Annotated in this window: 11 protein-coding genes; 5 read left to right on the top strand and 6 right to left on the bottom strand. The window is 67.1% G+C overall.

The window, feature by feature from the left end; genetic code table 11:
- Window positions 1-51: 51 nt before the first annotated feature.
- Window positions 52-1,110 carry a 3-deoxy-7-phosphoheptulonate synthase AroG gene (aroG, locus tag LQ564_RS14085; protein ID WP_231058731.1) on the bottom strand — a complete coding sequence of 353 codons (1,059 nt, stop codon included), beginning with the start codon at window positions 1,108-1,110 and terminating at the stop codon, window positions 52-54.
- A gap of 520 nt (window positions 1,111-1,630) precedes the next feature.
- Between aroG and LQ564_RS14080 the strand changes: the two genes are divergently transcribed.
- Together LQ564_RS14080 and LQ564_RS14075 are read left to right on the top strand one after the other, a co-directional pair.
- Window positions 1,631-4,510, top strand: coding sequence for a TonB-dependent receptor (locus tag LQ564_RS14080; protein ID WP_231058730.1), 2,880 nt, complete (start codon window positions 1,631-1,633; stop codon window positions 4,508-4,510).
- A gap of 73 nt (window positions 4,511-4,583) precedes the next feature.
- Window positions 4,584-5,915 carry a TonB-dependent receptor gene (locus LQ564_RS14075; protein ID WP_231058729.1) on the top strand — a complete coding sequence of 444 codons (1,332 nt, stop codon included), beginning with the start codon at window positions 4,584-4,586 and terminating at the stop codon, window positions 5,913-5,915.
- 184 nt (window positions 5,916-6,099) lie between these two features.
- On the opposite strand, the gene tldD is transcribed toward LQ564_RS14075, so the two are convergent.
- From tldD to LQ564_RS14060, 3 genes are all read right to left on the bottom strand, one after another.
- Window positions 6,100-7,560: a metalloprotease TldD gene (tldD, locus tag LQ564_RS14070; RefSeq protein ID WP_231058728.1), complete on the bottom strand. Its 1,461-nt coding sequence runs from the start codon at window positions 7,558-7,560 to the stop codon at window positions 6,100-6,102.
- A gap of 607 nt (window positions 7,561-8,167) precedes the next feature.
- Complete coding sequence (locus tag LQ564_RS14065) at window positions 8,168-8,965, bottom strand: carbon-nitrogen hydrolase family protein (protein WP_231058727.1); 798 nt, start codon at window positions 8,963-8,965, stop codon at window positions 8,168-8,170.
- A gap of 1 nt (window position 8,966) precedes the next feature.
- Window positions 8,967-13,154 carry a YhdP family protein gene (locus tag LQ564_RS14060; protein ID WP_307729964.1) on the bottom strand — a complete coding sequence of 1,396 codons (4,188 nt, stop codon included), beginning with the start codon at window positions 13,152-13,154 and terminating at the stop codon, window positions 8,967-8,969.
- Between the two features lie 149 nt (window positions 13,155-13,303).
- Between LQ564_RS14060 and glnE the strand changes: the two genes are divergently transcribed.
- From glnE to map, 3 genes are all read left to right on the top strand, one after another.
- Entirely contained in the window at window positions 13,304-16,033 is a 2,730-nt protein-coding gene (glnE, locus tag LQ564_RS14055) for a bifunctional [glutamate--ammonia ligase]-adenylyl-L-tyrosine phosphorylase/[glutamate--ammonia-ligase] adenylyltransferase (protein ID WP_231058726.1), read from the top strand.
- Window positions 16,034-16,255: 222 nt separating this feature from the next.
- Window positions 16,256-19,150 carry a TonB-dependent receptor domain-containing protein gene (locus LQ564_RS14050; RefSeq protein WP_231058725.1) on the top strand — a complete coding sequence of 965 codons (2,895 nt, stop codon included), beginning with the start codon at window positions 16,256-16,258 and terminating at the stop codon, window positions 19,148-19,150.
- Window positions 19,151-19,278: 128 nt separating this feature from the next.
- Entirely contained in the window at window positions 19,279-20,046 is a 768-nt protein-coding gene (gene map / locus LQ564_RS14045; protein WP_231058724.1) for a type I methionyl aminopeptidase, read from the top strand.
- Between the two features lie 66 nt (window positions 20,047-20,112).
- Here map and gap read toward each other — a convergent pair whose 3' ends face one another.
- A complete protein-coding gene (gene gap, locus LQ564_RS14040; protein ID WP_231058723.1) occupies window positions 20,113-21,123 on the bottom strand; it encodes a type I glyceraldehyde-3-phosphate dehydrogenase in 1,011 nt (336 codons plus the stop codon).
- 81 nt (window positions 21,124-21,204) lie between these two features.
- Window positions 21,205-23,202 (bottom strand): transketolase, encoded by a 1,998-nt coding sequence (gene tkt, locus LQ564_RS14035; protein ID WP_231058722.1) that lies wholly within the window; start codon window positions 23,200-23,202, stop codon window positions 21,205-21,207.
- Window positions 23,203-23,214: the final 12 nt, after the last annotated feature.

The raw sequence follows: 23,214 nt of genomic DNA, 5'->3' as shown, positions 1-23,214 counted from the left end.
CATCAGCCCGTCATAACGTGGCGTGGCGGGAAGACCCGCCACGCCACCAAATCACTCTGGACGTACCCGGCGCTGGCGCACGGCGGCCGCCAGGTTCTCCAGCACGCCAATACTGGTCTCCCAATCGATGCACCCATCCGTCACCGACTGCCCATACGTCAATTCCTTCCCCGGCACCAGATCCTGCCGCCCCGCCACCAGGTGCGACTCGATCATCACCCCCACGATCCGGTCGTCGCCGCCCGCGATCTGGGTGGCGATATCGGCGCACACCGGCACCTGGTTCTGCGGATTCTTGCTGCTGTTGGCATGCGAAGCATCGATCATCAGGCGGCTGGCCAGCCCGTTGGCGGCAAGCTGTTTGCACGCGTCCTCGACACTCGGCGCGTCGTAATTCGGCGTCTTGCCGCCGCGCAGGATGATGTGGCAATCCTCGTTGCCCGCGGTCGACACGATCGCCGAGTGCCCGCCCTTGGTCACCGACAGGAAGTGGTGCGGTTGCGAGGATGCCTTGATGGCGTCGGCCGCTATCTTGATATTGCCGTCGGTCCCGTTCTTGAAACCGACCGGGCAGGACAGCCCCGAGGCCAGTTCGCGGTGCACCTGCGACTCGGTGGTGCGGGCCCCGATCGCGCCCCAGCTCACCAGGTCGGCGATGTATTGCGGGCTGATCACGTCGAGGAACTCGGTGCCGGCCGGCAGGCCCAGCTCGTTGATGTCGCGCAGCAGCTCGCGCGCCATGCGCAGGCCGTCGTTGATGCGGAAGCTGTTGTCCATGTAGGGATCGTTGATCATGCCCTTCCAGCCCACGGTGGTGCGCGGCTTCTCGAAATAGACCCGCATCACGATCTCGAGCTCGCCCTGGAAGCGTTCGCGCTGCTCCGCCAGGCGGCGCGCGTACTCGAGCGCGGCCTTCGGATCGTGGATCGAGCAGGGTCCGACCACCACCATCACGCGGTCGTCCTGGCCGTGCAGGATGCGGTGCAGCGCCACGCGCGCGCCGGCCGCGGTGCGTTCCGCCGCCGGCGTCACCGGGAACTCGCGGATCAGGTGCGAGGGCGGCGTCAGTTCCTTCATTTCGCGGATGCGTAAATCGTCGGTGCGAGGCATGCTGTACTCCGTATGGATGATATGGCTGGGCTATAAACGAAAAAACCGCCATCGCTGGCGGTTTGTCTGGATTGCGTCGGACTGTTCCTGTTATTGCGTGAACCTGCCGCTACTCCACCGCCAAGGGGCCGGAATGGCTAAAGTAAAAATAGCGGCGAAAGAAAACGGTCTGGCGCATGCGGTGTCCGGGTGGGTCGAAGTTGACCATGTCTCATTGACTATAACAACATTGCATGAAGCTTGGCAAGCCCTTTGTCGCTTGTCCAGACAAGCGCTTTTCCCCTTTGCCGCGACTTGGACGATGCGGATTTGGCGACTGGTTGCGCGAACCATACAGCCCCGTGTTCCCTTTCCGAGCACTTTGAGCCGGATCAGTCGCCGTCCATTAAACGGTGCAACAGTCCCTCCAAGCCCCGCCGGAACCCTGCTTTGCTTGCGTTCTCGCAAGAACATGATCTTGCGAAAGTGTTTGCACTCAATAGTCAGGACTGCGGGAAAACCCATTCACTGGAGTCCGGACATGACCGAAACCCTGCTCTCGCGCGCCTTGCGGCGCATCTTCGCCGGCGGCGGCGCCGTCGGCCTCGCCTCAGTCGGCTTCACCATGCTGGCGCTACCAACGACAGTGCAGGCGCAGGAAGCGGCCCCGAAACCGATCACACGGGTCGAGATCACCGGCTCGAACATTCGCCGCGCCCAGGCCGAGACCGCCTCCTCGGTGCAGACCGTGAACCGCGCCGACATCGAGCGCTCGGGCAAGACCACGGTCGCCGAACTGCTGCAGACGCTGGCGGTCGACAATTCCGGCTCGGTGCCGATGACCTTCGGCGGCGGCTTCGCCTCGGGCGCCTCCGGCATCTCGCTGCGCGGCCTCGGCACCGCCTCCACGCTCGTGCTGCTCAACGGCCGCCGCATGGCGCCCTACGGCCTGGCGGACGACGGCCAGAAGGTGTTCTCCGACCTCAACGTGATTCCCACCGACGCCGTCGAACGGATCGAGATCCTCAAAGACGGCGCCTCGGCCATCTACGGCTCGGATGCGATCGCCGGCGTGGTCAACATCATCCTGCGGCGCGACTTCAACGGCACCACCGCGCGCGCCATGATCGGCACCGGCGAGGCGGGCGACGGCCAGACCAACAACGTCGCCCTCACCTGGGGCAAGGGCGACCTCGACACCGACCGCTACAACGTGCTGCTGAACTTCGAGTACAAGAAGACCGACGAGATCTGGAACCGCGAACGCGGCAACCGCGACTACATCGGCAAGGCCGACCTGCGGCCCTGGGGCTTCTCGGCCCAGGAGGCGCTGGGCGGTTCCGGCGCCATCACCGGCAACAATGCCTCGGGCAGCGGCTCGATCAACGGCAACGTGCGCAACCCCGACACGCTCGACTACTACAACCGCGGCAACCCGGCCGGCGTCGGCTTCACCCGCCTGTTCCCCGGCGCGGCCTGCGGCAACTTCACCAACCACCCGCAGGGCGACCCGCTCGGCGGCTGCCTGATCGACGCTTCCTTCCAGTACAGCCAGATCCAGCCCGACTCGGAATACGTCACGGTATTCGGGCGCGGCACCTTCAAGCTGAACGACAAGGTCGAGGGCTATACCGAACTCAACCTATACAACAGCCTGAGCGAATCCGGCACCACGCCCACCGCCGTCAGCTTCAACCAGGGCTACCCCGGCGGCCCGGTCAGCGGCGCCGGCGTGGCGCTCGGCGCGGCCCACCCGGACAACCCGTATTTCGGACGCGCGGCGCGGCTGCGCTACCTGGCGGCCGACGTCGGCCCGCGCATCTCCAGCATCGACTCCACCTTCATCCGCGCCCTGGTCGGCGCGCGCGGCGAGGCCGCCGGCTGGGAATGGGACAGCTCCCTGCTCTACTCGCGCAACAAGGTCAGCCAGGAGCGCACCGGCTACCTGCAGCGCGACGCCACCTTCGCCCTGCTCAACCCCACCGCCGAGAACGTCGCGGCGGCGATTGCCGGCAGCCCCGGCTACCGCGCCCTGCCGGTCGGCAGCCTCTGGCGCATCGCCGAGAACGCCGGACTGAATTCGCCGGCCATCTACGCCGCGCTGTCGCCCGAAATCTCGAACGACGCCCACACCGAGATCGCCCAGATCGACTTCAAGGCCTCGCGTGAATTCGGCAAGCTGCCCGGCGGCGCGCTCGGGGTCGCGGTCGGGGCCGAGTTCCGCCACGAATCGGCCGAGCTGGAACCGACCGCGGGCACCGAGCGCGGCAACATCATCGGCCTCGGCTATTCGGCCTACGAGGGCCAGCGCAATGTGTTCGCCGCCTACGGCGAGGTGCTGGCGCCGGTGCTGCCCGGCGTCGAGCTGACCGGCGCCATGCGCTGGGACCATTTCACCGACGTGGGCAACGCCTATACCCCGAAGGCCGGCATCAAGTGGACGCCGATGCGCCAGCTGGCCCTGCGCGCCACCTTCGCGCGCGGCTTCCGCGCGCCGAGCCCGGCGGAAAACGGCCGCGGCGGCCTGGCTGCCTTTTCCACGGCGGATGACCCGGTGCGCTGCGCCCTCGGCGTGGAGGCGGCCTGCAATCCGGCCAGCATCGCCCTCATCACCTCGCCCAACCCGGACCTCGATCCGGAGCGCTCGAAGAGCTGGAACGTCGGCGTGATCTGGGACCCGCTGCCGCGCACCAGCATCTCGCTCGACTTCTGGCAGATCAAGCGCAAGAACGAGATCAACCAGGAACAGGTCGACGCCGCGATCCTGGCCGGCCGCGTGGCGCGCGACCCCAGCACCGCGGAAGCCGGCATCCCGGGCGACCCCGGCGCCATCACGGCGGTGCTGGCCAGCTACGTCAACTCGGCCAGCACCAAGGTGCGCGGGCTGGACCTCGACGCGCGCTACAGCATGCCGCTGCCGCAGGGCCTCGGCAACCTGGTGTTCGACGCCAAGTGGACCCACCTGTTCAAGTGGGAACGCACCGAGCAGGACGGCAGTTCGCGCGACTACGCCGGCACCCACGGCAACTGCGACGTCACCAACTGCATCGGCACCCCCGACAACCGCGCCAACCTGCGCGCCTCCTGGGAGCGTCCCGACTTCCGCCTGTCGGCCAACCTGAACTACCGCGGCAAGATCGACAACACCCTGTTCAAGGACGATCCGGACGGCTGCGCCACCCACTTCGCCAACGGTAACGACGCCCCGACCGATTGCAAGCTGACCTCGTTCACCACGGTCGACCTGGTGTTCCGCTGGAAACCCCAGCCGCGCTGGGAAGTGTTCGGCTCGATCCAGAACGTGTTCGACCGGGTCGCCCCGCTCGATCCGCTGACCTACGGCGCCGTGTCGTACAACCCGCTGGACTATGCCGGCGCCATCGGCCGCTTCTACACGCTGGGGGCCCGCTACTCCTTCTGAGGCTCGAAACGGCGGCGCCGGCCCATGCGCCGGCGCCGTCCACCGGCCAATCAACGCAGCACTTCATTCCACCATGAACGAAACCTTCCTGTCCCGTACCCTGCGCCGCCTGTTCGCCGGCGGCTCGGCCGCCGGCGCCCTGCTGTGCGCCCCGCCGCTGCTGGCCCAGACCGCGCCGCCCGCCCAGGAGCCGCCGCCAACCCCGACGGTGGCGCCGATGCAGCGCGTCGAAGTCACCGGCTCCTCGATCCGGCGCCGCCTGGCGGCCGAAACCTCGCTGCCGATCACCACCATCCGCGCCTCCGACTTCGCCAAGCAGGGCCTGGCGGCGGCCCAGGAAGTGCTGAACGCGATCCCGATGAACCAGTCCTCGGAAGGCTCGAGCGCGGCGGTCGGCTCCGGGACCGGCGGGCGCGCCACCGCCGACCTGCGCGGCCTGGGCGGCGACAAGACCCTGGTGCTGCTCAACGGCCGGCGCCTGGCGAACCACCCCTACTTCGCCGACAGCATCGACCTCAACATCATCCCGGTGGCGGCGCTGGAACGGGTCGAGGTGCTGCGCGACGGGGCGTCGGCGATCTACGGCACCGACGCCATCGGCGGCGTGATCAACTTCATCACCAAGCGTTCGGTCGAGGGCGCCGCCATCACCTTCGAAGGCTACGAGCCCTACCGGCGCGGCGGCGGCAACGAGCAGCGCCTGAACCTGTCCGGCGGCTGGGGCGACCTGGAACGCGACGGCATCAGCGCCTGGGGCGTGATCGACTGGCACCAGCAAAGTCCGCTGCGCGCCACCGACCGCGCGTTCTCGCGCACCGGCATTCGTCCCGACCGCGGCATGTTCGAGGTCAGCGGCACGACCTTCCTCTCCAACTTCTTCTCCGATCTCGGCATCAGCGGCAACCCCTGTTACCCGGCCTGCCAGCCGCCCGCATCCGTCGCCCTGTCCGACGCGCCGCTGTGCGCCTACGACTACACCCGCGACGTCGACAACATCCCGAAGACGCGCCAGTTCAGCGCCATGGGCCGATTGAGCCAGAAATTCGGCGATCACACCGGCAGCGAGTTCTTCAACAAGGTCGGCCACTACTCGACCTCGTCGATCTCGGCCACCTACACCGGCAACGACAAGGCCGAACTGACCGCCGGCATCAAGAACCTCTTCGACGAGAAGCCGCCTTTCACCAACCAGGTCACCAACTTCCAGCTGGGCTACGACCCGCGCTACACCGACCCGCTGGGCGCCACCGTCTACATGCGCCTGACCTACCCGCTTCCCATGATGCGGCCATCCAGGTTGAACAGCGATAGGGTGGACCGGGCCACGAAAGGAGGCTCCACCCTAGCGCGTGAAGACCTGCAGCCATCACGCCGTCCGCGCGTTCAACTCCCCGCAGCACAGTGACAGTGCTGCGCGAAGCCGCACCCGCATGACAGTTCAACTCCGCGGCACGGTGAAAGCGCGCCTCCGAGCCGACCGCACATGACAGCCCCTACGAACACGCTGCGATGCTGACGCAAGCCCAGATACGACAACGCCCGGTCGAAACCGGGCGCTGCTGTTCATGCCATGACTGCCGGTACGCGTCTCAAGCCGTCCCGCCCACAGTCACCCCGTCGATGCGCAAGGTCGGCTGCCCCACGCCCACCGGCACGCTCTGCCCTTCCTTGCCGCACACGCCGACACCCGAATCCAGGCGCATGTCGTTGCCGATCATCGAAATATTGTTCATCACTTCCGGACCGTTGCCGATCAGGGTGGCGCCCTTCACCGGATAGCTGATCTTGCCGTTCTCGATCATATAGGCCTCGCTGGCCGAGAACACGAACTTGCCGTTGGTGATGTCGACCTGGCCGCCGCCGAAGTTCACCGCATACAGGCCGTTCTTCACCGACGCCAGGATTTCCTCCGGATCCTTGTCGCCGGCCAGCATGTAGGTATTGGTCATGCGCGGCATCGGCAGGTGGGCGAAGGACTCGCGGCGCGCGTTCCCCGTCACCGGCATCTTCATCAGGCGCGCGTTCATCGTGTCCTGGATATAGCCCTTCAGGATGCCGTCTTCGATCAGGGTCGTGCACTGGGTCGGATTGCCCTCGTCGTCCATGTTCAGCGAACCGCGGCGGTCCTGCAGCGTGCCGTCGTCGACCACGGTCACGCCCTTGGCCGCGACACGCTCGCCGATGCGCCCCGCGTAAGCCGACGAACCCTTGCGATTGAAGTCGCCTTCCAGCCCGTGGCCCACCGCCTCGTGCAGCAGCACGCCGGGCCAGCCCGGCCCCAGCACAATGGTCATCGGCCCCGCCGGCGCCGGCCGCGCCTCCAGGTTCACGCAGGCCGACTTGACCGCCTCGGTCGCATACTTGTCCAGCAGCTCGTCGCTGAAGTAGCCATAATCGTAGCGCCCGCCGCCGCCGGACGAGCCGACTTCGCGGCGCCCATTCTGCTCCGCAATCACGGTCACCGACACCCGCACCAGCGGACGAATATCCGCCGCCAGCACGCCATCGCTGCGCACCACCAGCACCACATCGTATTCGCCGGCCAGGCCCGCCATCACCTGCACCACGCGCGGATCCTTGGCGCGCGCCATCTTCTCGACCCGCTCCAGCAGCTTCACCTTCGCGGTCGCATCCAGCGAGGCCAGCGGATCGTGCGGCAGATACAACGAGCGCCCCCCGGTCGGACGCGCCGCCGTCGCGATCTTTACCTTGCCGCTACCCGCGCGCGCAATGGTGCGCGTCGCCGCCGCCGCATCCAGCAGCGCCGCTTCGGAAATATCGTCGGAATACGAAAACGCCGTGCGCTCACCCGACACGGCGCGCACGCCGACGCCCTGGTCGATCGAGAAGCTGCCGGTCTTGACGATCCCCTCTTCGAGGCTCCAGCCTTCGCTCTTGGTGAACTGGAAATACAGGTCGGCGTAATCGACCTTGTGCGTGAACATCGAGCCCAGCGCCTTGAGCAGCTTGGCCTCGTCGAGGCCGAAGGGCGTCAACAGCACATCGCGCGCGACGGCCAGGGAGGAAAGGTTCGGTTCGAATGGTTTCATTTTGCGTATGGTCTTCCTATGGAAGTTTCATTGTGCCATATCCGCCCACATCGTACCGAACGCGAACCACCCAATGGCGCACCCAAATAGGGTCAGAGTTGAATTGTTGAGCACGATCCACAAGACCATATCAACAAAACAATTAACCTATCCATTTACCGATTGATTCAACGCTCTTGGCAAATAATTTGACTCTGACCCTCATTACCGGCCAAGTGATCGCTCGACCACCTGATTAGGGTCAGAGTCAAATTAATGGGCACGGTCTGCCGAACTATTAGCCATGAGAATGAAACATGGTCTGCTAACAGTTTCTTCATAGATGTTGGCAAATAATTCCACTCTGACCCCAATAAGGATTTGGGTAGATGCGGGCCGTCCCAATGAGGGTCAGTGTCGAATTGTTGGGTTCGAGCTGCGAGGAAACTGGTAGAAGGAATGAAACATGGTCCGCCGGCGATTGAGCAGGAGATCTTGGCGAATAATTTGACTCTGACCCTAATTGCCGCTCTGACCCTAATTGCCGACTCTAATTGCCCTCTGCCCCTGATGACCTTGCTGATGGCCTGGCCATGTGCCAAGGCCAGGCGCGAGGCGGGGAGAAGAATTACAGCTTGCGGTGGCGCAGCGCCGGCAAGCTTTCGCGCACGCCTGCCAGGCAGGCGGCGTCGAGTTCGCCATGGATGACGCCCTCGCCTTCGCGCAGCACGGCCTTCACTTCGCCCCAGGGGTCGATCAGCATGCTGTGGCCGAAGGTGCGGCGGCCGTTGGTGTGCAGGCCGCCCTGGGCCGAGGCCAGGACGTAGCACTGGTTTTCGATGGCGCGGGCGCGCAGCAGGACTTCCCAGTGGGCGAGACCCGTGGTATGGGTGAAGGCGGCGGGGACGATGATCAGGGCGCACTCGCCCATCGCGCGGAACAGTTCCGGGAAGCGCAGGTCGTAGCAGACCGACAGGCCGACCCGGCCGAAGGGCGCGTCGAAACCGCCCACGCTTTCACCCGGCACGATGGTGCGCGCTTCGTCGTAGGATTCGCTGCCCTTGTTGAAGCCGAACAGGTGGATCTTGTCGTAGCGGCTCACCTCTTGCCCCTGCGGGTCGTAGACCAGGGTGGTGTTCAGCACCTTGCCGGCGTCCTGCGACACCAGCGGCAGCGTGCCGCCCACCAGCCAGATGCCGTGCTCGCGCGCCAGTTGCGCCATGCAGTCCTGGATCGGGCCGGCGCCCTGCGGCTCGGCGTGGGCGACCTTGTCGCTGTCGCTCATGCCCATGATCGGCCAGTACTCGGGCAGCGCGACCAGTTGCGCGCCGGTGGCGGCGGCCTCGCCCACCAGGCGGCGCGCGGTCGCCAGGTTTTCCTCGACCACGGGGGTGGACACCATCTGTACTGCGGCGACGCTTGCCATATCAATCCTTTCCTTGTTTCTTCGAAGCCGGCCGCGCGGGCTGCGGCGGCGCCGGCGGCGGGTTGTCGAGCTTGACGATCGTCGGGGATTTCCACGGCCCCGAAATCCGCATCTGGTAAGTCAGCGCCTTCATCACCGGCGCGCGCAGGAACAGCTGCGCCAGGTAGCTGCCGATACCGATCACCGGGTTCACCGCCAGGCCGTACACCAGCGGCCCGGTGCCCAGATTGAATTCGGGAATTACGACCACGCGCAGATTGGTGGTCTCGTTGGCGATGTCGGCCGTGCCGTCCATCAGCACGGTGGCCGCGACCCCGTGCATCTTGAGGTTCTCGGTGCGCAGCACGCCGCGCTGGATGATCGCGTTGGCGCTGATGCCGTCGAAGGCCAGGCCTTCCGAGAACACGTCGTGGAAGTCGAGCTTCAGGAGACGCGGCAGGGCTTGCAGGCTGAGCACGCCGAGCAGCTTGGCGGCGCCCGGGTCCTGCTTCAGGAACTGGCCGGATTCCACGTTCATCTCGATCTGCCCCGACAGGCTCGGGATGTCGAGCGCATACGGCAGCCCGCTCCAGGCGATGTCGCCCGACATCTTGCCCTTGCCGCGGCGCAGGGTCTCGGGGAAGCCGAGGCGGTCGAGCAGCCGGCCGGCGTCCAGGATGTCGAGGCCGAAATTCAGGCTGGTGGTGCTCTTGCCGTCCTTGGTCAGCCAGCGCCCGTTGGCCTTCAGCTGCCCGTCCGGGCTGTCGAGGGTGAGGCGGTTGATGCGCCACTCGCGCCCGGCCAGCGCCTGCACATTGTTGGCCTGCAGTTCGAGGCGCCCGAGGCGCTTGTCGAACAGCTGGAATTGTTCGGCGACGATGTCGAGCGAGGGGATGCTGGCGCTGGCGCCGCGGTTCGATTCGAGCAGGTCCTTGACCTCGGCCTGGGCCGACTCGGGAATCACGAGCGAGGCCAGGCGCGCCGTGACCTTGCCCAGGCCGCCGGCCGATTCGACCCAACTGAGGTAGCCGCTGGCCTGGCGCGAATGGATGTTGGCCTGCCAGGTGTCCTTCTGGTGGGTCGCGCCCAGCACCACGTCGGCCATGCGGCGCTCGCCCACGGTCAGCTCGGCCACGCGGCCGGCCAGCACGGTCGGCATCACGTACTGGCCGAAGCCGCCGCCCGGCGCCGTATCGCCGGCGGCGGCCACGGCGTCCTCGCCGGCGATCGCCGTGCCGGCCGCGATCCAGCCATCGACGTTCAGCGCGCGCATGTCGACGTGGATCATCATGCCGCCGTCCGGGTCCGGCGCCGGCACGTTCACGCCGATGCCGCCGTGGCGCACGATCCAGGGACCGCGGCCCTGCTTCTCGCGCAGGTAATGGGCGGCGATGTTCTCGCCCAGCTGGACGCGGATATCGTCGCGCGCCTGGCTGTTGACGGTTGGCTCGCCGGCCAGCACGAAGCGCAGCGGCAGCGTATCCGGCGCCGGCTTGTTGAGCGGCGCCGGCAGTTCCAGCCCCAGCCCCGCGAGCGTCGATTCCAGCGTCACCGTGCGCCGTCCCTCGCGCACCGCCACCACCCCGGTATAGGGGGTGCTGCCGGACAGGCGCGCCGCCAAACGCCCCAGGGCCGGGATCGGCGCGGTGCGGCGCATGCCTTCGCTCGACAGGGTGCCGGCCAGGCGGATCGCGATGCCGCCGTCGCGCTGGGTGCCGCCGGACAGGGCCAGCGGCCCACCCAGGAAGCTGGCGCCGACCCCGTTCAGGTTGACGCCATGGTCGAAGAAGTCGATCCGGCCCAGCGCCGCGTTCAGCGGCGGCAGTTCCGGGAACAGGGTGACGTCGTTGCCCAGCAATTGCAGGCTGCCCTGCACTTTCGTGTCCGGCAGGTGGGCCAGCGGCATCCGCAGTTTCAGGCCGAGGCGCGCGTTGCCGCTGCCGTGGGTCTCCTCGGTGAAGTGGCCGATCCAGCCCAGCACCGGGGAGGCCGCGACGTAGCGCAGGAATTCCTGCAAGGGTCCGTTGGCGGCGCCGTCGATCTCCAGCATCATCGCTTCGTGCGCCCCGAGGTCGGGGATCACCGCCTTCACGTTCGACAGCGCCACGCCCATGGTGCGCAGGGTGTCGCCGTGGATTTCCATGCGCGCGCGGTCGAACTCGATGCGGCCGTCGATCTGTTCCGCCAGCGGCCACAGGGGCGCGCCGTCCGGATGGCGGTGCCCCGGCGCATACTCGAGGCGCGCGTCGTGCAGGCGTCCGGCCACGTTGAATTCGCCGCGCGCGCGTTCCAGCATATTGGTGGCGCGGAACGGGAAGCCGGCCAGGTCGCCGCGCAGGCGGAGGGTCGCGTCGCGCAGGGTGCCGCCCTGCAGCGCGCCGACCAGCCAGTCGCGCAGGTGCTCGGGCGTCGCCAGCGGCAGGAAGCGGCCGATCGTGCCGATCGCGAAGCCGTCCAGGGTGCCGGTGAAGTCGGCGGTGCCGGGGCCCTTGCCGGGTCCGAGCGGCAGCGCATGGCGGCCCGACAGCGCGCCGTGCAAGGCGCCCATCGCGAACTGCAGGCGCTCGAATTCGAGCAGCAGCTGGCGTCCCGGGTCGTAGGTCCAGCGCGCCTTCATCTCGAGGCGGTCGAGCGGCATCGCGCCTTGTGCGAACCAGGCCGGCATGTCGAGCACCAGGGCGGTCGAATCGACCGTCACGCTGCCGCCGCGCTCGGTGGCGTCGATGCTGCCGCTGAGGTTCTGGAAGCCGGGCGTGGCCGGCCGCGCCGGCAGCGCGGGCGCCCCAAGGCCTGCCGCCTGCGCCGGGCGCGCCGGCTGCGCCTTCACAGCGAGGGCGGCGACGTCGCCGCGCACCCGGAAGCCGCGCAGCGCCGGATAGCGGCCGGTCCATTCGGCGGCGAGGTCGCGCAGCACGCCGCGCGGCGCATAGTCCTGCAGCAGCTGGCGCTGCTGCGGCGGCAGCGGCAGGTAGGTGGCGAGCGCGGCCAGCGCGCCGACGTCGAGCTGGCGCGCGTGCAGTTCGCCGTGCTCCGGCTTGCCGCCCTGGGCCGGGCGCCAGCGCTGCTCGAGGGTGGCCGGAGGCAGCGCCTTGCCGTCGGTCGTCGTGATCGAAAAGTCGCTCAGGGTGATGTCATGGCCGTGGGCGCCGAAGGTCGGCTTGCCGCCGTCGCCGCCCGGCAGCAGTTCCTCGCGCGCCGCCAGCCGGCCGCTCAGGCGCGCCAGGGACAGCGGCGCCAGCGCGGGGTCGAGCCGGGCGTTGACGTCGGCCAGGGCCAGGTCGGCGGTGAAGCCGGCCACGCGCGCGTGGTCGACGTTCAGCCAGGCGCGCAGCGAGCCGCGGCCGCGCGCCAGTTCGAAGGGCATGTCGATGTGGCGCCGCCATGCGGTCAGGTCGGCGTCGCGCAGGTCGGCGTACAGCTCGCCCTTCCAGCGCGTGACGTCGGAGGGGCGCGCCCCGAAGCGGTGGCGGAACTGGGCGCGCACGTCGATCGGGCGGCTGTAGGCGCGCGGCGGGGTGGCGCGCAGCGCGAAGCGGTGGCCGCCGGCGAAGCGGTTCATCAGGGCCATGGTGACGTCGCTCAGGACCAGGGTGGGCGCGCCGCGCAGCTCGTCGGTCCAGTCGACGCGGCCCTCGCGCACCACGATCTCGCGCTGGCGCAGCAGCCAGTCGGCGCCGCCGCCCTCGTCCTTCTTGTTCGGGTCGAGGCGCACGCCGGCCACCGTGAACACGCCGTCCTTGCCGCGCCGGACGTCGAGCTGGGGCCGGCGGATCTCGAGCGCCTGCAGGCGCGGCTCGAAGGCGGCCAGGCTCCACCACGACAGGGTCGCCGACACCGACGGCAGCGCCAGCAACTGGCGTCCCGCGGGGTCGATCAGGCGCACCTCGCCCAGGAACAGTTTCGGGTGGATGCCCTGCCAGGACGCGGCCAGCCGGCCGATCGTGACCCGGTTGCCGAGCGCGCGCCCGGCCGCGCTTTCGATGTCGCTTTTGTACAGGCCGATGTTCGGCAGCACGGCGTAGCGCAGCACCAGGAACAGCACGGCCAGCGCGAAGTAGATGAACAGCACCAGCTTGATGGTGAAGCCGAGGACGTGGTGCGAGGCCAGGTTCGCATAGCGATAGGCGGCGCGCAGCCGCTGCCACCTGACGGCGAGCGGCAGGTGCTCGCATGCGGCCTGCGGGTCCGGGTTGTCCATCAAGGTGCTCAAAAAGGCTCGCCGTAAATAATTTTTCTCTAATAACAGGCCACTTGCCTAGGGCGCGGCGTCTACCTTACCATCGTGCCGACCGGCGCAGCACGGCGGGCAATTCTACCGCACGATGCCTGCCGGACGGCAAAAACACACAAGGACAGCCCATGCCCCCAGCCGCGCCGGTTGCGCATCCCGCCCAACGCACCTCCCGTTTCCTGCAGCGCTGGCTCGATGCCGATCCAGGCCGCACCGCCCTGCTCGACGACCTGGCCCGATTATCGCTGGCCGAGGCCGACCTTGGCGCAGCCTTGGCGCGCGAGCTGGACGCCGGCCTGCCCCTGCCGCGCGCCATGCGGCGCCTGCGCAACCTGCTGGTCTGCGCCATCATCCGGCGCGACCTCGAGGGCAAGGCCGACCTGGACGAGGTCGTCACCGCCATGACCCGCTTCGCCGACTTCGCCATCCAGACCCACCTGGCCGCCCTCGCCGAGGAACTGGTGCAGGCCCACGGCATGCCGATGGGCGAGGAATCCGGCCGGCCCCAGCAACTCATGGTGCTGTCCATGGGCAAGGGCGGCGGCGGCGAACTCAACGTCTCTTCCGACATCGACCTGATCTTCGTCTACCCCGAGGATGGCGAAACCGCCGCCGGGCCCGGCCAGCGCCAGCTCTCGAACCACGAATTCTTCATCCGCCTCGGCCGGCGCCTGAACGCGGCGCTGTCCGAGATCATCGAGGATGGCTTCACCTTCCGCGTCGACATGGCGCTGCGGCCCAACGGCAACTCGGGCCCGCTCGCGGCCAGCCTCGCCATGGTCGAGGAATACCTCATTGTGCAGGGCCGCGAATGGGAGCGTTATGCCTGGGTCAAGGCGCGCGCGGTCACCGGCACGCCCGAGGACATCGCGGCGCTGGACGCGATCGTGCGCCCCTTCGTGTTCCGCCGCTACCTCGACTTCGGCGTGATCGACGCGATCCGCAATATGCACGCCCAGATCCGCGCCGAAGTGAAGCGCCAGGAGCGCCTGCACCCCGAGCGCAGCCACAACGTCAAGCTGGGCCGCGGCGGCATCCGCGAGATCGAGTTCCTGGCCCAGGTATTCCAGCTGATCCGCGGCGGGCGCGACCCGGCCCTGCGCGAACGTTCCACCCGCGCCACTCTGCGCCTGCTAGGGGAGCGCGAACTGCTCATGCCCGAAACGGTCGAACGCCTGCTGGAGGCCTACACCTTCCTGCGCAACCTCGAGCACCGCCTGCAATACCTGGAAGACGCCCAGACCCACACCCTGCCGGCCAGCGAGGAAGACCGCCGCCTGGTGGCCGAGATGATGGGCATGCCGGACGTCGCAGCCCTGCTCGCCCGCCTCGAGGAAGAGCGCGCCTACGTCGCCGCCCAGTTCGACGCCATCTTCGCCGACAAGACCGAAAACCCGGACCCGGACGTGGCCCTGCTGGCCGACGATCCCGAGAACCGCGCGGCGATCGCCGCCCGCCTGGCCGAGCTCGGCTACGACGACCCGGATGGCGCGGCCGCGCGCCTGGTCGCCACCCTGCAGGGCCCGCGCCTGCTGAACCTGCCCGAGGCCAGCCGCGCCCGCCTGCTGGCGCTGGCCGACGCCGCCCTGCTGCGCATCGCCGGCGTGGTGCGTGAAGCCGGCATCGGCAGCCATGCGGCCACGCTCGGCCGCCTGCTCGACTTCTTCGAAGCCATCGCGCGCCGCTCGGCCTACCTGTCGCTGCTCACCGAATACCCGCACACGCTCGAGCGCGTGATCCGCATGATCAACGCCAGCGGCTGGGCCGCGACTTACCTGTCCCAGCACCCGATCCTGCTCGACGAATTGCTGGACGACCGCAACGCCGGCGCCGAAGACATGGGGCAGCTCGCCGCCACCCTGGATGCGCAATTGTTCGAGGCGGCGGGCGACACCGAGCGCCAGCTCGACATCCTGCGCGAGACCCACCACGCCCAGCTGTTCCGCCTGCTGGCGCTGGACCTGGCCGGCGAGCTGTCGGTCGAGCGCCTGGCCGACCACCTGTCGCTGCTGGCCGACACCATCGTCGGCGCCACTGTCCGCCACGCCTGGCGCACGGTGGCCACCCGCCACGTCGAGGAACCGCGCTTCGCCGTCATCGCCTACGGCAAACTGGGCGGCAAGGAACTGGGCTATGTGTCGGACCTCGACGTAATCTTCCTGTTCGACGACGAGGACGACAGCGCCCCTTCCAACTACGCCAAGCTGGCGCAGCGCTTCATCACCTGGAACACCGCGCACACGGCGGCCGGCATCCTGTTCGACGTCGACACCGCCCTGCGTCCGGACGGGGCCAGCGGCATGCTGGTCAGTTCGATAGGAGCTTTTGAACGCTACCAGGACGCTTCGGCCTGGGTGTGGGAGCACCAGGCCCTGACCCGGGCCCGCTTCTGCGCCGGCGACGCCGCCATCGGCGCACGCTTCGAGGCGATCCGCGAGCGCGTGCTGCGCAAGGACCGCAGCAGCCGCGAGCAGGAATTGAAGGACGAGATCCGCGCCATGCGCCGCCGCATGCGCGACGCCAATCCCAGCCGCGACGGCCTGTTCGACCTGAAACAGGACGAGGGCGGGATGATCGACATCGAGTTCATCGTCCAGTACCTGGTGCTGCGCCATGCGGCGAGCTATCCGCAGCTGACCGTCAACATCGGCAACATCGCCCTGCTGCGCCAGGTCGGGGAGCTGGGCTTGATCGACCAGGAACTCGGACGCAAGGTGGCTGAAGCCTACCGCCTGATGCGGCGCCTGCAGCACCAGGTGCGCCTGCAGGGACAGGAAAAGGCGCGCGTCGATCCCGAGCTGCTGGGCGCGCATCCGGAACAGGTGCGCCGGCTGTGGCAAGCCTGCCTGGGGTCATAAACAAATAACAACATTGTAAATACTGTGGTATTTACGAGTGAATTCCGTTCACAAAGTTGTTTTTTTATGAAAATTCTCGTCACATTATTGACACAATTTCACGTGGAATGATCCTATATGTACGGTGTTGACGGCGGACACTGCTCACAAGGCAGCGTACGCATGCACATGTTGTACCTCTAAAACCCAAGCCCCAAACCAGGGGCCAACGATGGAGAACACATGCAACAACGTACCAAGATCGCCCTCGCAGTCGCCATCGCGCTGCACTCGATGACCGTGCTGGCGCAGGAAACCAGCCTGCAGCGCGTCGAAGTCACCGGTTCGCGCATCCGCCAGGTCGACATCGAGACCGCCCAGCCGGTCCAGGTGGTCAGCCAGGAGCAGATCCAGAAAAGCGGTCTCGTCACCGTCGGCGACATCATCAACAACCTGACCTCGTCCGGCGCGCCGGCCCTCAGCCGCGGCAACGTGCTCGGCGCCAGCCGCGAACAGGGCGGCCAGTTCGTCAACATGCGCTACCTCGGCACCCAGCGCCTGCTGGTGCTGGTCGACGGCAAGCGCTGGACTGCGAGCATCAACGGCTACACCGACCTGTCGACCGTGCCCTCGGCCCTGATCGAGCGCATCGAGGTGCTCAAGGACGGCGCCTCCTCGATCTACGGCTCGGACGCGATCGCCGGCGTGATCAACATCATCCTCCGGAAGAACGTGGAAGGCGGCCAGGCCAGCGCCTACGTCGGCCAGAACGACAAGCACGACGGCACCACCAAGGATTACTCGCTCACCTATGGCGCCGGCGGCGAAAAGGCTTCGCTGGTGTTCGGCCTGACCTACAGCGAACAGGGCGCCGTGTGGGCGCGCGACCGCGACGTCACCGCCACCCCCTACGGCCCGCTGCACCCGACCAGCGGCTTCGGCGGCGGCCCCTGGGGCCGGATCCAGCCGGTCGATCCGCGTACCGGCGGCGCCCTGGCCGGCGGCTTCGACCAGATCCTGAACCATACCGGCGGCCCCACCGGCGACGGCACCGGCGCCGATTCGCGCAACCCGGCCAACTACCACCGCTACGCCGGCACCGTGACGGACGACCTGTTCAACTCGACCTCGCAGATGATGTTCCAGTCGCCGACCAAGCTGACCTCGATCTTCGTCAAGGGCGAGATCGCGCTGCCGGCCGACATGCGCTTCCGGACCACCGCGATGTACGCCGACCGCAAGTCCTCGCGCCAGATCGCCGGCTACCCGCTGAACAGCCTGTCGCAGTCGACCTATCCGGTCTACATCGACCGCAACAGCTACTACAACCCCTACGGCAGCTTCTCGACCGGCAACCCCGGCACGCCGCAGGACCTCTACTTCAGCCGCCGCACCATCGAAGTGCCGCGCTCGACCGACAACGACAACCGCACCCTGCACATCGACGCCGCGATCGAAGGCGAGTTCAACCTGCGCAACCTGCCGTGGAACTGGAGCGTCGGCTACAACCACAGCAAGATCGACGGCACCGTCACCGGCCGCGGCGACCTCAACCTGGTCAACCTGAAGCGCGCCCTCGGCCCCTCCTTCCTGAACGCCCAGGGCCAGGTCCAGTGCGGCACCGCCGCCGCCCCGATTCCGCTGGCCCAGTGCGTGCCCTGGAACATCCTGGGCGGCCCTTCGGCCAGCACCCCGCAAGCGCTGGAATACGTGATGTCGCTGGCCCAGGCCACCTACGCCTCGACCGTCAACAGCGCTACCGCCGACCTCTCCGGCGAACTGTTCAGCCTGCCGGCCGGCGCGGTCGGCATTGCCGGGGGCCTCGAATACCGCGAGGTGCGCGGCAACGACCTGCCGGGCCAGTTCGAACAGTCCGGCTTCTCGAGCAGCCTGGCGGGCAACGCCACCTTCGGCCGCTACACCGTGCGCGAAGCCTACCTGGAAGCCAATGTCCCGCTGCTCAAGTCGCTCCCGCTGGTCGATTCGCTGGGCATCAACCTGGCCTCGCGCTACTCGGACTATTCGAACTTTGGCTCGACCACCAACAGCAAGGCCAGCGTGATGTGGAAGCCGATCCGCGACGCCCTGATCCGCGGCACCTGGGCCGAGGGCTTCCGCGCCCCGACCCTGGGCGACACCTTCGGCGGCGGCTCGCAGACCTTCGCCAGCTACCTCGACGCCTGCGACAGCCAGTTCGGCGAAGCGCGCGTGAACCCGGCCGTGGCCGCGCGCTGCGCCTCGCTCGGCGTGCCGGCCGGCTTCCGCCAGCGCAACCAGGCTGGCGACTTCGTCGGCTCGGGCGGCGGCCAGACCCCGACCCCGTTCATCACCGGCGCCGGCAACCTGGCGCTGCAGCCGGAAACCGCGACCACCCGCACCCTCGGCTTCGTGATCAGCCCGTCGCAGGTGCCGGGCCTGTCGCTGTCGGTCGACTGGTACAACATCCGCATCGCCAACCGCATCGCGGCGATCAACGCGACCGACACCGTGCGCGAGTGCTACATCAACGCCGTCGACTCGTTCTGCGACCTGATCCAGCGTAATCCGGTGACGGGCCAGATCGTCAACCTGGCGATCGGCAACGCCAACCGCGGCCTGACCGAGACCGAGGGCCTGGATGTCGCCGTGTCCTACCGCCTGCCGCGCACCCGCTTCGGCCAGTTCAGCGTGCGCAGCGAAACCTCCTACCTCGATTCCTTCAAGGAAAAGGCGACCCCGACCGCGGACTGGATCGAGTATGCCGGCCAGTGGAACTACTTCCGCGTGAAGTCGAACCTGACCCTGGACTGGACCCAGGGCAACTGGAGCGCCACCTTCATCACGCGCTTCTTCAGCAGCCAGAAGAACCGCTGCTGGACCGTGGCGCCGGCGGTCGAGTGCTCGAATCCGACCGTGAAGACCTACTGGGGCACCGGCTATACCCGCGCCAAGGAGATGTGGTTCGGCGACCTGTCGGTCGGCTACGCGCTGCCGTGGAACGCCAAGCTGCTGGTCGGCGCCAACAACATCTTCGACAAGAAGCCGCTGATCAACTACAGCGCCTCGGGCAACAACGGCGGACCGTCCTCGGCCTCGGCCGTCAACCCGGACCTGCCGATCGACCGCTTTATCTACATGCGCTACAACCAGGCCTTCTGATCACGCCGTCCTGGTCGTGCGCCCGGCCCACCTGCTTTTGCGGGTGGGCTTTTTCTTTTCTGCGGGCCGGAAGGGTATCATCTCGCTTTGCGCGTTTTTCCGCGCGCGGCAATCCAGAACGGACAGGCATGGCAATCAAACTCAAGAATCAGAAGGACATCGACAAGATGCGCATCGCGGGCCGCCTGGCCTCCGACGTGCTGGAGATGATCGGCGAATACGTGGTCCCGGGCGTCAGCACCGAGGAACTCGACCGCCGCTGCAACGAATTCATCCGCAAGGTGCAGAAGGCGACGCCGGCCAACGTCGGCTACCACGGCTTCCCGAAGACCCTGTGCACCTCGATCAACGGCGTGGTCTGCCACGGCATCCCGAGCGAGCAGGACGTGCTGAAGGACGGCGACATCGTCAACATCGACGTTACCGTGATCAAGGATGGCTGGCACGGCGACACCAGCCGCATGTACTACGCCGGCACGCCCTCGCCCGAAGCGAAGAAGCTGGTCGAGACGACGTACAAGGCCATGATGGCCGGCATCCGCGTGGTGAAGCCGGGCGCGCGCCTGGGCGACGTCGGCCACGCGATCCAGAAACTGGCGGAAAGCGCCGGCTATTCGGTGGTGCGCGACTACTGCGGCCACGGCATCGGCCGCGTCTATCACGAGGATCCGCAGGTGCTGCACTACGGCCGCCCGAACACCGGGCTGCTGCTCAAGGAAGGCATGACCTTCACGGTGGAGCCGATGATCAACCTGGGCGGGCCGGACGTCGATCAACTGGACGACGGCTGGACCGTGGTGACGGCCGACAAATCGCTGTCGGCCCAGTGGGAGCACATGATCGCGGTGACCGCGCACGGCTTCGAAATCCTCACCCCCGGCAGCCACGACAAATAACATCAGCCGCATGGCGAAAAAAAACCCGGCGCGCAAACGCCGGGTTTTCTGTCGGTGTGCAGCGAATTACTTCGCGTTCATCAGCGCCACGGTGGTGTCCAGCATGCGGTTCGAGAAGCCCCACTCGTTGTCGTACCACGACGACACCTTCACCAGGCGGCCCGAGACCTTGGTCAGCGTCGCGTCGAAGTTCGACGATGCCGGGTTGTGGTTGAAGTCGACCGAGACCAGCGGGTCGGTGTTGTAGGTCAGGATGCCCTTCAGGGCGCCTTCCGACGCGGCCTTCATGATCTGGTTGACTTCATCGACGGTGGTGTCGCGCTTGGCGATGAAGGAGAGATCCACGATCGACACGTTGATGGTCGGCACGCGGATCGCGAAGCCGTCCAGCTTGCCGTTCAGTTCCGGCAGCACCAGGCCGACCGCGGCGGCGGCGCCGGTCTTGGTCGGGATCATCGACTGGGTGGCCGAACGGGCGCGGCGCAGGTCTTCGTGCATCACGTCGGTCAGCACCTGGTCGTTGGTGTAGGCGTGCACGGTGGTCATCAGGCCGGTTTCCAGGCCGATGGCTTCGTTCAGCGGCTTGACCAGCGGGGCCAGGCAGTTGGTGGTGCAGGATGCGTTCGAAATGACAGTATCCGAGCTCTTGAGCACGTCCTGGTTAACCCCGAACACGATGGTCGCGTCGACGTCCTTGCCGCCCGGGGCCGAGATGATGACCTTCTTGGCGCCGCCCTTCAGGTGGGCCGAGGCCTTTTCCTTGGTGGTGAAGAAGCCGGTGCATTCGAGGACGACATCGACGCCGAGCTCGCCCCATGGGATCTCGGCCGGGTTGCGCTGCGCGAACACGCGGATCTTGTCGCCGTTGACGATCATGTTGTCGCCCTCGACCGAGACGGTGCCCGGGAACTTGCCATGCGCGGTGTCGTAGCGGGTCAGGTGGGCGTTCGATTCGGCGTTGCCGAGGTCGTTGATCGCCACGATCTGGATGTCTTGCTTCTTGCCGCCTTCGTAGAAGGCGCGCAGGATGTTGCGGCCGATGCGGCCATAACCGTTGATTGCAACTTTGATCGTCATGCTTTGCTCCTGATTAGAAAGAAACTTTTATTATCACGCATACGAAACGGGCCGCCTCGTCGAAGCAGCCCGTGATGAAACTTACGCGCCGATCACGCCCTTGGCCTTGGCCACGACGTTCTCGACGGTGAAGCCGAAGTGCTTGAACAGCACCGGCGCCGGCGCCGATTCGCCGAAGGTGTCGATGCCGACCACGGCGCCTTCCAGGCCCACGTACTTGTACCAGAAGTCGGTCACGCCGGCTTCGATGGCGACGCGCGGCACACCACGGGTCAGCACGCTCGCCTTGTATTCCGCGCTCTGGCGCTCGAACACGTCGGTCGACGGCATCGAGACGACACGTGCCGGGACACCCTCGCCTGCCAGCGCATCGGCGGCTTTCATGGCGAGTTCGACTTCCGAACCGGTGGCGATCAGGATCACTTTGGCCTCAGGCGCGTCGCGCAGCACGTAGCCGCCCTTCGCAACGTTAGACACCGTGGCGGCCTCGCGTTCCATGTACGGCAGGTTCTGGCGCGAGAAAATCAGGGTCGACGGGCCATCCTTGCGCTGCACCGCCGCGCCCCATGCCACGGCCGATTCGACGGTGTCGCACGGACGCCAGTTGTCCAGGTTCGGGATCAGGCGCAGCGACGAGACGTGCTCGATCGACTGGTGGGTCGGGCCGTCTTCGCCCAGGCCGATCGAGTCGTGGGTGAACACGAACAGCGAGCGGATCTTCATCAGCGCGGCCATGCGCAGGGCATTGCGGCTGTAGTCCGAGAAGGTCAGGAAGGTCGCGCCGAAGGGAATGAAACCGCCGTGCAGGGCCACGCCGTTCTGGATCGCGGCCATGCCGAATTCGCGCACGCCGTAGTTGATGTGGTTGCCCGGAATGCCCGAACGCACCGCGACCGATTCCTTCCAGTTGGTCAGGTTCGAGCCGGTCAGGTCGGCCGAGCCGCCCAGGAATTCCGGCAGCGCCGGAGCCAGGGCCTGGATCGCGTTCTGCGACGCCTTGCGGGTGGCGATGGTTTCCTTCTTCTCGACGCAGGAAGCGATGGCGGCGTCCAGCACTTGCTGGAAATTGCCCGGCAGCTCGCCCTTCATGCGGCGTTCGAACTCGGCGGCCAGCTCGGGGTGGGCGCCGCGGTATTCGGCGAATTTCGCGTTCCACTCGGCTTCGAAGGCGGCGCCGCGTTCCTTCGCGTCCCAGGCTTCGTAGATCTCGCCCGGGATGTCGAACGGGATCGGGTCCCACAGCAGGTGCTGGCGCACGGCCGCGATTTCCTTGTCGCCCAGCGGAGCGCCGTGGACTTTATCTCCGCCTTCCAGGTTCGGGGCGCCCTTGCCGATGATGGTCTTGCAGCAGATCAGGGTTGGACGGTCCGACTTCTTGGCCTGTTCGATCGCTTCCGAAATCGTGGCGACATTGTGGCCGTCGATCTGGCCGATGACGTTCCAGCCGTAGGCTTCGAAGCGCTTGCGGGTGTCGTCGGTAAACCAGCCTTCGACGCGGCCGTCGATCGAGATGCCGTTGTCGTCGTACAGCCAGATCAGCTTGTTCAGGCGCAGGGTGCCGGCCAGCGACGCCACTTCGTGCGAGATGCCTTCCATCAGGCAGCCGTCGCCCAGGAAGGCGTAGGTGTAGTGATCCACCACGTCGTAGCCCGGACGGTTGAATTCATAGCCCAGCAGCCACTCCGACAGCGCCATGCCGACCGAGTTGGCGATGCCCTGGCCCAGCGGGCCGGTGGTGGTTTCCACGCCCGGGGTGATGCCGACTTCCGGGTGGCCGGCGGTCTTCGAGTGCAGCTGGCGGAAGTCGCGCAGGTCGTCCATGGAGAGGTCGTAGCCGGCCAGGTGCAGCATCGCGTAGTGCAGCATCGAACCGTGGCCGTTCGACAGCAGGAAGCGGTCGCGGTTGAACCAGCCCGGATTGGCCGGGTTGTGGCGATAGTGCTTGTCCCACAGCGCGACGCCGATCTCGGCCATGCCCATCGGCATGCCAGGGTGGCCGGAATTCGCCTTCTGGACGGCGTCCATCGCCAGCGCGCGGATCGCGTTGGCCATCAGGGTGGTGGTTTGGGTAGATTTCATGGGTGACGGAGA

This window comes from Massilia phyllostachyos (assembly GCF_021044825.1).
Lineage (GTDB): Bacteria > Pseudomonadota > Gammaproteobacteria > Burkholderiales > Burkholderiaceae_D > Telluria > Telluria phyllostachyos.
Note: the sequence above shows the minus strand (reverse complement) of the source record. Positions and strands in the feature narration are given on the sequence as shown.

Bases quoted from the DNA above. Each gene is read 5' to 3' on its own strand.
- LQ564_RS14080 (WP_231058730.1), top strand. From the start codon at position 1,631: ATGACCGAAACCCTGCTCTCGCGCGCCTTGCGGCGCATCTTCGCCGGC.
- aroG (WP_231058731.1), bottom strand. From the start codon at position 1,110: ATGCCTCGCACCGACGATTTACGCATCCGCGAAATGAAGGAACTGACG.
- gap (WP_231058723.1), bottom strand. From the start codon at position 21,123: ATGACGATCAAAGTTGCAATCAACGGTTATGGCCGCATCGGCCGCAAC.
- LQ564_RS14075 (WP_231058729.1), top strand. From the start codon at position 4,584: ATGAACGAAACCTTCCTGTCCCGTACCCTGCGCCGCCTGTTCGCCGGC.
- tldD (WP_231058728.1), bottom strand. From the start codon at position 7,560: ATGAAACCATTCGAACCGAACCTTTCCTCCCTGGCCGTCGCGCGCGAT.
- tkt (WP_231058722.1), bottom strand. From the start codon at position 23,202: ATGAAATCTACCCAAACCACCACCCTGATGGCCAACGCGATCCGCGCG.
- glnE (WP_231058726.1), top strand. From the start codon at position 13,304: ATGCCCCCAGCCGCGCCGGTTGCGCATCCCGCCCAACGCACCTCCCGT.
- LQ564_RS14050 (WP_231058725.1), top strand. From the start codon at position 16,256: ATGCAACAACGTACCAAGATCGCCCTCGCAGTCGCCATCGCGCTGCAC.
- map (WP_231058724.1), top strand. From the start codon at position 19,279: ATGGCAATCAAACTCAAGAATCAGAAGGACATCGACAAGATGCGCATC.
- LQ564_RS14065 (WP_231058727.1), bottom strand. From the start codon at position 8,965: ATGGCAAGCGTCGCCGCAGTACAGATGGTGTCCACCCCCGTGGTCGAG.